General features: G+C 76.7%; 9 protein-coding genes and 1 pseudogene. 3 read left to right on the top strand and 7 right to left on the bottom strand.

The genetic code is table 11. The features are described 5' to 3' along the window. On the bottom strand, positions 1-377 hold a 377-nt coding region (locus tag V6U81_RS28020; protein WP_334493932.1), incomplete at its 3' end, for a M17 family peptidase N-terminal domain-containing protein. 162 nt (positions 378-539) lie between these two features. Here V6U81_RS28020 and gcvT point away from each other — a divergent pair. Beyond that, positions 540-1,667: a glycine cleavage system aminomethyltransferase GcvT gene (gene gcvT / locus V6U81_RS28015; protein ID WP_334493930.1), complete on the top strand. Its 1,128-nt coding sequence runs from the start codon at positions 540-542 to the stop codon at positions 1,665-1,667. 6 nt (positions 1,668-1,673) lie between these two features. Here the strand turns inward: gcvT and V6U81_RS28010 are convergent, their stop codons facing one another. The 4 genes and pseudogenes from V6U81_RS28010 to V6U81_RS29270 form a co-directional block, all read right to left on the bottom strand. Continuing rightward, entirely contained in the window at positions 1,674-2,963 is a 1,290-nt protein-coding gene (locus tag V6U81_RS28010) for a DUF2314 domain-containing protein (protein ID WP_334493928.1), read from the bottom strand. A gap of 65 nt (positions 2,964-3,028) precedes the next feature. Then, the gene (cobS, locus tag V6U81_RS28005) at positions 3,029-3,802 is read right to left on the bottom strand and encodes an adenosylcobinamide-GDP ribazoletransferase (RefSeq protein ID WP_334493926.1); all 774 of its coding nucleotides are present in this window, start codon (positions 3,800-3,802) and stop codon (positions 3,029-3,031) included. Beyond that, complete coding sequence (locus V6U81_RS28000) at positions 3,792-5,702, bottom strand: bifunctional adenosylcobinamide kinase/adenosylcobinamide-phosphate guanylyltransferase (RefSeq protein WP_334493925.1); 1,911 nt, start codon at positions 5,700-5,702, stop codon at positions 3,792-3,794. Before V6U81_RS28000 ends, cobS begins: the two co-directional genes overlap by 11 nt. Positions 5,703-6,671: 969 nt before the next feature. After that, a pseudogene (locus tag V6U81_RS29270) lies at positions 6,672-7,547 on the bottom strand (serine/threonine-protein kinase); the annotation flags it as partial. Between the two features lie 132 nt (positions 7,548-7,679). Between V6U81_RS29270 and V6U81_RS27990 the strand changes: the two are divergent. Both V6U81_RS27990 and V6U81_RS27985 read left to right on the top strand, forming a co-directional pair. Beyond that, positions 7,680-7,880, top strand: a complete 201-nt coding sequence (locus V6U81_RS27990; RefSeq protein ID WP_334493921.1) for a hypothetical protein — start codon at positions 7,680-7,682, stop codon at positions 7,878-7,880. Next, a complete protein-coding gene (locus tag V6U81_RS27985; protein WP_334493920.1) occupies positions 7,880-8,674 on the top strand; it encodes a site-2 protease family protein in 795 nt (264 codons plus the stop codon). The genes V6U81_RS27990 and V6U81_RS27985 overlap by 1 nt, the downstream gene beginning before the upstream one ends. 265 nt (positions 8,675-8,939) lie before the next feature. Here the strand turns inward: V6U81_RS27985 and V6U81_RS27980 are convergent, their stop codons facing one another. Together V6U81_RS27980 and V6U81_RS27975 are read right to left on the bottom strand one after the other, a co-directional pair. Continuing rightward, the gene (locus tag V6U81_RS27980) at positions 8,940-9,938 is read right to left on the bottom strand and encodes an aldo/keto reductase family protein (RefSeq protein ID WP_334493918.1); all 999 of its coding nucleotides are present in this window, start codon (positions 9,936-9,938) and stop codon (positions 8,940-8,942) included. 56 nt (positions 9,939-9,994) lie between these two features. Further along, a complete protein-coding gene (locus V6U81_RS27975) occupies positions 9,995-11,938 on the bottom strand; it encodes a WG repeat-containing protein (protein WP_334493916.1) in 1,944 nt (647 codons plus the stop codon). Positions 11,939-12,623 lie beyond the last annotated feature (685 nt).

The following is a 12,623-nucleotide window of genomic DNA, read 5'->3' as shown; positions in this document are numbered from 1 at the left end:
CGGGGCGCGCCGGCCAGCGCGCGGACGGCCGCGCCGGCGGCACGGCGCAGCGTCTCCGGGGCGGGGGCGGCGCCGGTCGGCTCCGGGCCGAGCCCGACCACGGCGACGATCGGCGCGGTCACCGTGCCCAGCGTGGCCAGCTTGATCACCTCGCCCGGTGCGCCGGTTGCGCCGAGCAGCGCCAGCGTCTCGGTCAGCTTGCCGTCGAAGGCGGCGGCGATGCTCTCCGCGCCGCTGGCCAGCAGCAGGATGCCGGCGAGGCCGCTGGTGGCGGCCTGCTCTCCGGACAGGCTGTGCACGCCGATCACGATGGCGTCGACGGCGAGCTCTGCGGGGTCGGTGTCGACCAGGCTCAGGGTGGTGCTGGGCGATGTCACTGAAGCTACTCCGGGCGGGCCGGGCCGGCCGCGTCGTCGCGTACCGGCGGTGATGGTCTCCGGCGGCAACCTACCCGCCGGAGCGCGGGTGCGTCCCGCCGATGTTGATGACGGGTCCCGCCGATGCTAACCAGCGGCGCGGTCCCCGGTAAGTTGCCACCCATGACGGACGTGACCCCGGACGCCGCCGAGACCCGGCTGCGCCGTTCCCCGCTGCACGAGCGGCACACCGCTCTCGGCGCCAAGTTCGCCCCCTTCGGGGGCTGGGAGATGCCCCTGGAGTACGCGGGCGGCGGCGTGCTCAAGGAGCACACCGCGGTGCGTACCGCGGTGGGCGTCTTCGACGTCTCGCACCTGGGCAAGGCGCGGGTCACCGGGCCCGGCGCGGCGGAATTCGTCAACGCCTGCCTCAGCAACGACCTGGCCAGGATCGGCCCCGGCCGGGCGCAGTACACGCTCTGCTGCGACGACGCGACCGGCGGCGTGGTGGACGACATCATCGCCTACCTGCACGCCGACGACCACGTCTTCCTCATCCCGAACGCCGCGAACACCGCCGAGGTGGTGCGCCGGCTGCGCGCCGCCGCGCCGGCCGGGATCGAGGTCACCGACGAGCACGAGGCGTACGCGGTGCTGGCCGTGCAGGGCCCCCGCTCGGCGGAACTGCTGTCCGCCCTGAGCCTGCCCACCGAGCACGGCTACATGAGCTTCTCCACCGCCACCCTGGCCGGCACCGAGCTGACCGTGTGCCGCACCGGTTACACCGGCGAGCTGGGCTACGAGCTGGTGGTGCCGGCGGAGCACGCGGTGGCCGTCTGGGACGCCCTCTTCGCGGCCGGCTTCGAGCTGCGGGCCTGTGGGCTGGGCGCCCGGGACACCCTGCGCACCGAGATGGGCTACCCGCTGCACGGGCAGGACCTGTCGCTGGAGATCACCCCGGTGCAGGCCCGCTCCGGCTGGGCGGTCGGCTGGGACAAGCCGGCCTTCTGGGGCCGCGACGCGCTGCTCGCCGAGAAGGCCGCCGGCCCCGCCCGTACGCTGCGCGGCCTGGAGGCCGTCGACCGGGCCATCCCGCGCGCCGGCATGACCGTGTACGCGGGCGACGCCGAGGTCGGCACGATCACCAGCGGCACCTTCAGCCCGACCCGGAAGCAGGGCATCGCCCTCGCCCTGCTCCGCACCGACCCGAAGCTCGCCGACGGCGATCTGGTCGAGGTGGACATCCGCGGCCGTCGCGCCCAGATGCGCGTCACCCGTCCCCCCTTCGTCCAGCCTTCCGTGAAGGGCTGACCGGGGTCAGGGGGTGGGGCGTTCGCCGGCGTCGAGGACGGCCTGGGTCCAGCCGCCCTCGATGACGCCGGTGCCGTCCAGCAGGGCCCAGTCGACGACGTCCGCCGTCTCGACCACCACCGGAGAGCCGATCCGGACGGTCGGGTCGGTGCTGGCGTCGCTGGCGCTGGCCCCGACGATCCGCTCCGGCGCATCCCACGAGGTCACCCCCGCCCACACGAACTCCGGGCCCTCGTCGCCGGGCAGGCCGTACTTGACGACCAGCTGCGACTCCGGCGGCAGCGCGTCGGCGAGGAACCGGGCCCGGACGTCCGGCAGGCTCTCCCGGGCGGTGGCGATCGCCCGGCTCATCGCGTCACCCGCGCGGGCGTAGCGGACGTCCGGCTGGATGCCGGCGAAGAGCGTCGCGCAGGCCGCCGCGTAGTACTTCCCGTCCGGCCCCGGGTGCCCGGGCGGCGGGCGCAGGCTGAGGAACGAGTCGGCCTCCGGGTCGGTGGCCGGGTCCAACTCCAGCCGGAGCAGCACCGGGGCGGTCGCGCCGTGCTGCTCCGGGTTGCCGTACGCCACCGCGATGTCGTGCCCGGTCACCGTGGCCAGCACCGGTAGCTGCACGAACGCCGGCACCTCCTCGCCGGCCAGCCCGTCAGTCCAGTCCCGCAGCAGCCGCCGGGCCGCCCCGGTCATCACCGCGCCCCAGGCCCGGGTGAGGTGGTCCGGCACGCCCTGGGTCTGCAACTCCAGCAGCCCGAACCGGCGCAGCCCCTTGGTGGTGAACCAGAGCCCCTCCGCGTCGGACGAGTAGGGCACCAGTACCCAGTCGACCAGGCGGACCCGGCCGTTGGCGTCGGGCAGCGAACGCAGCGCGGTCGCCGGGTCGAGGAATTGCAGGCCGAAGACGTCCACCACGTCGCCGTCGACGGACTCGGCGATCGCCGCCGCCACCGCCCGGGCCGCCCACTCGTGCGCCGGCGGCCAGCCCGGCCGGTACTCGGCCTGCACCACCACCAGGTGGCTCGCCGCCGCCAGTCGACCGAGCTGCGCCTCGGTGGCGCCGAACGCGGTGAGCAGGTCCGTCGGCAGCTCCGGGAACTCGTCGATCGAGCGGGTGTCCACGGACATCAGCGGGCTGTCCAGCATCTGCTTCGCCAGCCCGTGCACCGGGTCGGCCAGCCGCCCCTCCAGGGCCTGCACCGCCGTCTTCGGGCTCACCCGGGGGAGTCCCGCCATCGGCACCAGGTAGGTCGCGCTCAGCGACTCCGGGACCGGTACGGGCAGGAAGTCGTCCGTGATGAGCAAGTCGTCCCCCGGAAGGCCGTGCCGGTGCTGTCGGGGCAAACGCTACCCGGCGCGGCGTACCGCCTTCAGCCGGACAGCACCAGTCCCAGGTAGACCAGCGTGGTGACCAGCTCCACGCCGGCGCCGAGCACGTCGCCGGTGATGCCGCCGAGCCGGCGTACCACGTGGCGGAGCAGCCCGACCGCGACGGCGAGCGCGGCCACCACGGCCAGCGGCCCCTGCCACGGACGGCCCGGCACGGCCGGCACCGCCGCCAGCGCGACGGCGGCCGTGCCCGCCACCAACGCGACCGGCCCGACGGTCCCGGCGACCAGCGCGCCCAGCCCCTCCGGCCGGGCCGCGGGCACCCCGCGCCGGCAGGCGAAGGCCACCCCGAGCCGCCCCGCCGCCGTCGCGGCGACCACGGCCGCGAGCGCCGCCGGCCAGGACCGCCCGGCCAGCTCCGCGAGGCACGCCGCCTGGAGCAGGAGTACGACCACCAGCGCCGCCACCCCGAACGGCCCGACGTCCGGCTTCTTCATGATCTCCAGCGCCGCCGCCCCCCGCCGGTACGATCCCAGCGCGTCCACGGTGTCGGCCAGCCCGTCCAGGTGCAGCCCCCGGGTGGCCAGCGCGGCGCAGCCCACCGTCACCCCGGCCGCGACCAGCGGGGGAGCCAGCGGGGTGAGCAGCAGCAGCACCCCGGCGAGCGCCGCGCCGAGCAACGCGCCGACCAGCGGGGCGAGCGCCATCGCGGTGCCGGCGGTGGCCCGGTCGATCCGGCCGGCGCGCACCGGCAGGGTGGTGAAGGTGGTCAGCGCCAGCCGCAGGCCGTCGAGGCGGCCCCGGTCAGCCGGCACGCCAGCCGGACGGGTCGCGCTCCGGCCCGGTCGTGGCCGGCCCCGGGCCGGCCGGCTCGGGCTCGGTGAAGTCCGGCTCGGGCTCGGTGCTGGTCGGCCCCGGGCCGGCGGGCTCGGGCTCGGTGAAGTCGGGCTCCTCGTCGTCCCCGCCGCCGAGGCGCGGGTGCTCCGGCAGCGCGGCGGCCAGCGCCAGCACCGAGCGCAGCAGCGGCAGCGCGGTCAGCGCGTTCGCCCCCTCGCCGAGGTCCAGCCGCAGGTCGAGCAGGGGGGTCAGGCCGAGCACGTCGGCGGCGAGCCGGACGGCCGGGTGACCGCCGTGGTCGGCCAGCAGGCACCAGTGCCGGGCCTGCCCGGCCAGATCCCGGCTGATCATCCCGGCGGCCACGCCGACCGGGCCGTCGAGCAGCACCGGCACCCGGCGGGCGGTCGCGCCGAGCAGCACGCCCGTCGCCACCGCGATGTCGCCGCCGCCCAGCTCGGCCAGTACGTCCTTGGCGTCGCGCGGGGACCGCCGGGTGCGGTGCAGCGCGTCCCGGACCGCGGCGCAGCGGAGCATCCACGCCGCGTCGTCGATCTCCCCGTCGGGGGTGTGCACCCGGCCGAGCACCGCCGGAGCCTCGGCGCCCGCGGTGGCCGCGAGCACCGCGGCGGCGGCCGCCTCGGTGCCGGCCCCGCACGCCCCCAGCACCAGCAGCTGTACGCCCGCGTCGGCGGCCTCCTCGGCCAGCCGCCAGCCGTACCGCAGCGCCGACTCGACGGCCGCCCCGGCCAGCGCCGGCTCCTGCTCCATCGGCGCCGACGACGGGGTGTCCACCACCTGGAGGCTGGCCCCGCTCTCGGCGGCCAGCCGGGCCAGCGCGCCCCGGCCGGCGCGGGCCTGCCGGGCCCGGCGGGACGACTCCCCGGCGATGGCGCCGGCGGCCGCGCCGCCGGTGTGGTCGCCGTGCAGCAGCAGCACCCGTACGGTCTGCCACGGCTTCGGGGTGGCCGTGCCCTGGGTGGCGGCGGCGAAGCCGACGACCCGCTCCAGCACCCCGAAGCCGGCGCCCGGCACGTCCAGGGTGGCGAGCCGGTCGATCGCCTGCGGGCCGGCGTACTCGTCGGGCATGGGCAGTTCCATGCCGGGCTGGATGACCAGGCCGGTCGCGACCATCGGCAGCGCCATGGTGGGCGCCGCCCAGGCGATGCCGTTGGTGTCGCCGGCGGCGGCGGGGGTGGGCGGCAGGGTCGGGGTGAGCACGTCCGGCAGCGGCGCCTCCGGCTCGCCGACCGGCGCCAGGGTGACGTGGCCGGTCGGCCGGTCGGTCGACGCCGGGGCGGCCTGCGCGGGCACGCTCGCCGGGCGGGGCGTGGCGGCCGGCTTGAGCCACGCCGGCTGGCCGGCGACCACCAGCACCACCGCGTCGCAGGCGTCGGCGACCGCCCGGTTCGCCGCGCCGAGCGCGTCGGTGAACGCCCGCCCCAGCGGAGTGGTCGGCACCAGCGACAGCCCCACCTCGGGGCTGACCAGCACGATCCGGGCCTCGCTGTCGCGCACCGCGGTGACCAGCTCGGCGATGGTGGCGACATCGTCGGCCGGCTGGTGGGCCGGGTCGAGCAGCACGGTCACCCAGCCGCCCAGGTCGTCCACGAGCAGCGTCTCGTTCGGGCCGGCGGAGGCGAGCACGTCGGCCAGCCGGCGCGGGTCGTCCGCGGTCTCCTCGGTGGTCCAGCTGCCCGGTCGCCGCTCCCGGTGCGCGGCGAGGCGGGCCGCCCACTCGGTGTCCTCCGGGTCGGCGTCCGCCGCGGTGGCCACGTAGCGCACCGTGGGGGCGTCGGCCACCAGGGACTCGGCGAACTCCGACTTGCCCGAGCGGGTACCGCCGAGCACCAGGACCGTGTTCCACCCGTCAACGGACATGTCCGTACCTTAAAGCCGCCCGGCGCGGCCCCGCCCGCCGGCCCGCGCTCAGGCGCAGTGTTCGAAAGCGCTGCCGTAGCTGGCGCCGCCGGTCGACCCGCCCCACCGCACGCAGGCCCCCGCCGCACCGGCACGGACCGGCCCGGCGTAGTACTCGAACGGGCCGCTGTCGGTCTCCCGGGCCCTGCCCTGCACCTCCAGGTACGCCGAGGCGGCCGTCGGCTCGCCGACCGCCGTCTCCTTGAGCGTGACCACGCAGTTGGCCTTCGCCGCCTCGTTCCACAGCAGGTACACCCGCCCCTGCCGGGTGCCGCCCGCGGTCAGCGTCGCCGAGTCGATCACCTGGTACCCGCTGCCGCAGACCTGACCCGCGGTGTACGGGTTGGGCGTGGCCGGCCGGGTGGTCGTCGCGCCCGGCGCGGGCGCGGTGGTGGTGGTCGCGCCCGGGACCGGGTCGGCGGTCGCCGCGGCGGTGCCGGTCGGCCCGGCGACCGGTCGGGTGGCTGCCGGTGCGGGGCCGTCGGCGGGGGCCGACGGCGGGCGGGAGCCGGTGGGGCTCCCGGTGGGCCGCGGTCGCCCGCCGGCCCGGGTGACGCCCGGGCTCGGCACCGCCGGCGCGGGGACCGCAGACTCGGCGGTCAGCTCCGGCCCCCGGCCGGCGGCCGGTTCATCCGGGCCGAACGCGGCCAGCGCGCCGCCCGCGACGGCCAGCGCGGCGACCACCCCGCCCACGGCAACCAGGGCGAGCCGGCGCCGGGCGGACGGCCCGGCCTGGTCCTCGCGGGTAGGGGCGACACCGCCCGTGCCGGTGCCCCCGCCGCCCGTCGGGGTGCCCCCGCCGCCCGTCGGGGTGTCCCCGCCGCCCGTCGGGGTGTCCCCGCCGGTGTTCGCACCGCCCGTGGGGATGCCCCCGCCGGTGCTCCGACCCCCCGTGGGGGTGCCCACGGGGGCCGGGACGGCCTGCGGGCCGCCCAGCGCCCAGGGCGGGCGGGGCGGCGCGGGGAGGACGGCCAGGGTGGCGTCCCGGGCGTCCAGGGCCGCCTCCGCGAACGCCTGGGCGCTCGGCCAGCGGTCGGCCGGCCGCTTGGCCAGGGCCCGTTCGACCACCGCCGCGACCGCGGGCGGGGTGTCCGGCGGCAGCGGCGGCGGGGCGTCCTGGGCGTGCCGCAGCGCCACCTGCAACGGGTTGTCGCCGGCGAACGGTGGCCGCCCGGCCAGGCAGAAGTAGGCCAGCGCGCCGAGCGCGTACGTGTCGGTGGCCGGCGAGACCGGCTGGCCGATGGCCTGCTCCGGCGACATGTACGACGCGGTGCCGAGCACCATGTGCGCCGCGGTGATGCCGGCCGTGGCGGTGGACCGGGCGATGCCGAAGTCCACCAGCACCACGCTGCCGTCCCGCCCGACCAGCAGGTTGGCCGGCTTCACGTCCCGGTGCACGATGCCGGCGAGGTGCGCGGCGTGCAGCGCCCCGGCGGCCTGCGCCACCACCGACATGGTCGAGGCCGGGTCGAGCCGACCGGCCCGACGTACCCAGGCGGAGAGCGGTTCCCCGTCGACGTACGCCATCACCAGGTAGCTGACCCGGCTGCCGTCGGCGAGCGTCGCCGTGCCGAAGTCGTGCACCGCGACGATCCCGGGGTGCCGCAGCGCCGCCAGCATCCGGGCCTCGGCGTGGAACCGGGTGCTGAACTCCGGGTCCTCCAGCAACTCGGGCAGCATCACCTTCACCGCCACCTCGCGTTCGAGCAGGGTGTCGACGCACCGCCAGACCGCGCCCATGCCGCCGGTGGCCACCCGTTCGCTCAGCCGGTACCGGTCACCGAGCAACACACCTCGAGTCAGCACCGCGTCACCGTACCGGCCGGGACCCACGGAGGTGATCACCCGGGGCGAGGGTCGGGCCGTTCGGCGGGCGGCCGACTACGCTTGCGGAGGTTCCGTCCCCGGGGGACGGTGAGCGGCGAGGGGAGACGCGGCATGGCGTGGAGCTGGCGGTACGAGGGCACGGACGGCGCGACGGTCGACGGACCGGCGGAGACGTTCGGCAGCCAGGCGGACGCCGAGTCCTGGATCGGCCAAACCTGGCGGGAGCTCGCGGCGTCCGGCGTCACCTCGGTCGCGCTCGTCGAGGACGACCGGGTGGAGTACCGGATGAGCCTGCTGCCGACGGCGGAGTGATGGCCTACGACCGCCCGGGCGAACCGCTCGTGCTCGGTGTGCCCCGGGCGGCGTTCCGGCCCAGCCCGGTCTTCCTCGCCCTGGTGGCGCTCTTCGCGGCCAGCGGGGTGATGGCCTGGAACCGGTTCGGCAGCGTCCGCTTCGACGTCTTCCTCTTCGTCGTCTCGGGCTGGCTGGTCTCGCTCTGCCTGCACGAGTACGCGCACGCGGTGGTCGCGTTCCGGGCCGGCGACCGGGACATCGCGCACCGCGGCTACCTGACGCTCAACCCGTTCAAGTACACCCACCCGCTGCTGTCGATCGTGCTGCCGGTGGTGGTGGTGCTGCTCGGCGGCATCGGCCTGCCCGGTGGTGCGGTCTGGGTGGACCGGCACGCCATCCCGGGTCGGCTGCGGCACACCCTGGTCAGCCTCGCCGGCCCGGCCACCAACGTGCTGTTCACGCTGGTGCTGGTCGCGGTGCTGCGGGTCGGCATCGGGGTGGGCGGCCCGGTCGAGTTCTGGGCCGGGGTGGCGCTGCTGGCGTTCCTCCAGCTCACCGCGAGCGTGCTCAACCTGCTCCCGGTGCCGGGCCTGGACGGCGGCAACATGATCCAGCCCTGGCTGAACCCGCAGTGGCGCCGGATGTACGACCTGTTCGCGCCGTACGGCTTCATCCTGCTCTTCGCGCTGCTGTGGAACCCGCGCATCGGCGGCTGGTTCTTCGGCGCCGTCTTCGCGGTCGGCGACGCGCTGGGCCTGCCGTCCTGGCTCTACGCCGCCGGCCTCGACCTGATCCGCTTCTGGCAGGGCTGAACCCCGCCGGACGTGGCGCGCGTCGCGCCGACGGGGCGGGTCCCCGGACGCTACGAACTTGATGACGTGGACGAATCGGTCGGCTACTGATTCGTCCACGTCATCAAGCTTGTAGCGGTCGAACGTCTCCGCCCGGACCGCGCCGGGCCACGTTCACGGGTCACGGGTTACCGGGAGCCGCCGCGCAGCGGCGGGGCGCGTCAGGCTCGGCGTACCCCGGAAAGGGCCCGGGCCGGCGCGGACGCCGCGCCGGCCCGGGGAAGCGTCACGGCCGCTGGGCCGGGCTCTCGGTCTTCGCCGCGTCGCGCTCGGTGACCGGCTCGACGATCTCGTCGATCGCCTTCATCAGGTCCGCCTCGAGCTTCACGCCGGCGGCCTTGACGTTGTCGTGCACCTGCTCCGGGCGGGACGCCCCGACGATCGCCGAGGAGACGTTCGGGTTCTGCAGCACCCAGGCGATGGCGAGCTGCGGCATGGTCAGCCCGGCCTGCTCGGCCAGCGGCTTGAGCCGCTGCACCCGGGTCAGCACCTCGTCGGTCAGCCACTGGGCGATGAACCCGGCGCCGGACTTCTCGTCGGTGGCCCGGGAGCCGGCCGGCGGCGGCTGACCCGGCTGGTACTTGCCGGAGAGCACACCCTGCGCCATCGGCGACCAGACGATCTGGCCGATGCCCAGCTCCTCGCTGGCCGGGACCACCTCGGTCTCGATGACCCGCCACAGCATCGAGTACTGCGGCTGGTTGGAGACCAGCGGGATGCGCAGCTCGCGGGCGAGCTTGTGGGCCTCCCGCAGCTGCGACGCCTTCCACTCGGAGACGCCGATGTAGTGCGCCTTGCCGGCGTGCACGATGTCGGCGAAGGCCTCCATCGTCTCCTCCAGCGGCGTGCTGTAGTCGTAGCGGTGGGCCTGGTAGAGGTCCACGTAGTCGGTGCGCAGCCGGCGCAGCGAGCCGTTGATCGACTCCATGATGTGCTTGCGGGACAGGCCCCGGTCGTTGCGGCCCGGGCCGGTCGGCCAGAAAACCTTCGTGAACACCTCGACGCCTTCCCGGCGCTCGCCCGCGAGGGCCTTGCCGAGCACCTCCTCGGCGCGGGTGCCCGCGTACACGTCGGCGGTGTCGAAGGTGGTGATGCCGGTGTCCAGGGCGGCCCGGACGCAGGCCAGCGCCGCGTCCTCCTCCACCTGGGAGCCGTGGGTGATCCAGTTGCCGTACGAGATCTCACTGACCAGCAGGCCGGAGCGGCCTAGGTGTCGGAATTCCATACCCCGACCCTAGCCCCGCCCGATCATGGTCACCGGACGGCGCGTCGGTGGGTGGCTCAGAGCACCGGGTGGGTGTCGGTGAGCAGCAGGTCGAGCTCGGCGACGACCGCGTCGCGGCTCGGGTGCCTCGGGTCGATCAGCGGCGCGCCGCCCCGGTCCAGCGCGCCCCAGCGGCCCGCGGCGTCGGCCACCAGGAACGCCACCGGGTGGATCACGATCGCCGGGTGCTCCGGCGGGACGACCCACTTCCCGCGCCGGTCCACCACGCCCCGCCGGCCGCCCGCGTCGAGCACCGCCAGCCCTTCGGCGGTGAAGCCGTCGATCCGGCGACCGTCGACCAGCGCGGTGGCGAACCCGTGGTACTGCGGCCGGACGACCATCCGCCCGTTGCGGTCCACCGCGCCCCAGCCGCCCCGGCGGACCGCCGCCACGCCGCCGACGAACGGCCGGACCTCGTCGAAGCCCGGCGGCACCGCCTCCGTGCCGTCCGGCTCGATCGCCGTCCAGTCCGTGCCGCCTTCGGGTGAGACCCAGGCCAGGCCGTCGGAGAAGGGCCGCACCGCCGCGTACGACGGGCCGAGCAGGCGGTTCCCGCTCTCGTCGATCAGCTCCCAGCCCGGCGCGTCGGGGCGGCGTACCCACGCCATCCCGTCGGCGAACGGCTGGGCTGCGGCGAACTGGTAGCCGAGCGCCAGCTCGCCCTCGGCGTCCGCGTACCCCCAGCGGTCCAGGGCCCCGTCGTGGGTGGGCACCGGCGACCGGCGCCCGCGCCGCACCTCCTCCGCCCCCCGGGGGTACGGCCCGAAGCCGCCGCCCGCCGCCGCCCGGACGTGTACGGCGTCCAGTGCGACTCGGATCCGCCCGGTGAGTTCCGGGTCCTCGGCGCGGTGCAGGCCCAGCGCCCGCTCGAAGTGTTCGCAGGCCTCCATCAGCCGGCCCTGGTCGTAGCAGGACCGGCCGGCGTGCTCATGCAGGGCCGCCCGGAGCCGGGCCGGCAGCTCCGTCGAGTTGGCCTCGGCGAAGAGCCGGTCCGCCTCGGCGAACTCGCCCTTCCAGCGCAGCACCTCGGCCAACCGCGCCCGGGCCAATGCGGTCCGCCGCAGCTCGCCGGTCGCCTCGGCGTAGGTGAGCGCGAGCCGGCCGTCGGCGAGCGCGTCGTTCAGGTCGTCCACCAGGCGGGAGACCACGGCGCGCAGGCTGAGCAGCCGGGCGCGGGCGCGGTTGTCCAGGGACGCGCCGAGCTTCTCGGTCAGCCGGCGCCGGATCGTCCGCAGCTCGTCGGGGTCGTCGACGACCTCGCGCAGCGTCTCCGGGTCGAGCCGCCAGTGGTACCCGGCCAGGATCTGCTCCGGGTCGCCGTCCGGGACGGGCTTCGGGGTCGGTGCTGCGTCCCCGGCGACCGGCGGCTCCTGGTCGCCGGCGGGGAACGCCGACGCGGGCGGCTTCAGGCCGGGGGGCGCGGAGACCGGTCGGGCCTCCGCCACCGGTTCCGGCTGCTCGCCGACGGCACCTTCGGTGCCGGAGGTCGACGCGTCGCGGGCTGTCCGCTCCGGCTCGTCGGCTGGCGCAGCGGACACCGGGGCCGGCTCGTCGGCCGGCGTGGCGGCCCGCGCCGGTCCGCCGGTGGTCGCCATCGGGGCCGGCTCGTCGGCCGGGCCGGGGGAGGGCGGTGCGGAAACCGGCCGGACCCCCATCGGCTCGTCCGACGGGCGGGTCGGGACCACTGCGGGCGGCGCGGACACCGGCGCAGGCGCCTCGTCGGCCCACGTCGACGCCTCGTCGGCCCTCGCCCACGTCGACGCCTCGTCGGCCCACCCCGGCGATGCGGGGGCTGGGGTCGGCGGGGCGGAGACCTGCATCGGCGGGCCCGAGACCGGGGCGGCGGGTCCCCAGGGCCGCGCGGGCGGCGCGGAGATCGGTGCCGGTGGCCCGGAGACCTGGGCCGGTGGCCCGGAGACCTGGGCCGGTGGCCCGGAGACCTGGGCCGGCGGCCCGGACACGGGGGCCGACGGTGCCCGGTTCGGGGCCGGCGGGGCGGGGACCTGCGCCGGGCCGGTCGGCTCGACGGATGCCGGGGGAGCGGGTGAGGAGTCGACCGGAGCCGGGCCTGCCGCGGTCCGCGCCCACGATGCCGGCGCCTCGGCCGGCGATCCCGACACCGGACGGACCCGGTCTTCATCGGTCGCGGGCGGCGCGGAGACCGGCCAGGCCGAAACCCTGCCGTCCGTGACAGACGGCGTGTCGACCGACGGCAGGCCGCCGGCCGGGGCGGTGTCGGCCCCGGTCGAGGTGGACGGTGGTGCCGACACCGGTCGGGCCGGCGGTGCGGAGGAGCGCTGGGGTCCGGGCCCGTCCGGAACGCTGGGACCGTTGGCGCTGGTCCCGCCGTGGTCGGGCCGCTGCGACGACCCGTCCTGCCCGGTCGAGGTCGGCGTCGGCCGGGCAGGTTGGAACCAGGCTTCCGAGGTGTTGCGTTCCGCAGGCCGGGCGGCCGCGGGCGGGGCCGCCGGCTCCGGAGTGGGCGCTGGCGGTACGTAGCGGCGCGGCCGGTCGGGTGTGATCTCGAGCGCCGGGGCGTCGGACGGCCCGGCGGCTGCGGGGCCATTCGGGCCGGACGACGCCGGGCGCGCGGGCACCCGGGCTTCGGCGCCGGCGGGCTGTCCGGGCGGTGCCGGGGCGGCCGGT

The organism is Micromonospora lacuserhaii (assembly GCF_036902735.1).
Classification (GTDB): domain Bacteria; phylum Actinomycetota; class Actinomycetes; order Mycobacteriales; family Micromonosporaceae; genus Micromonospora.
Note: the sequence above shows the minus strand (reverse complement) of the source record. Positions and strands in the feature narration are given on the sequence as shown.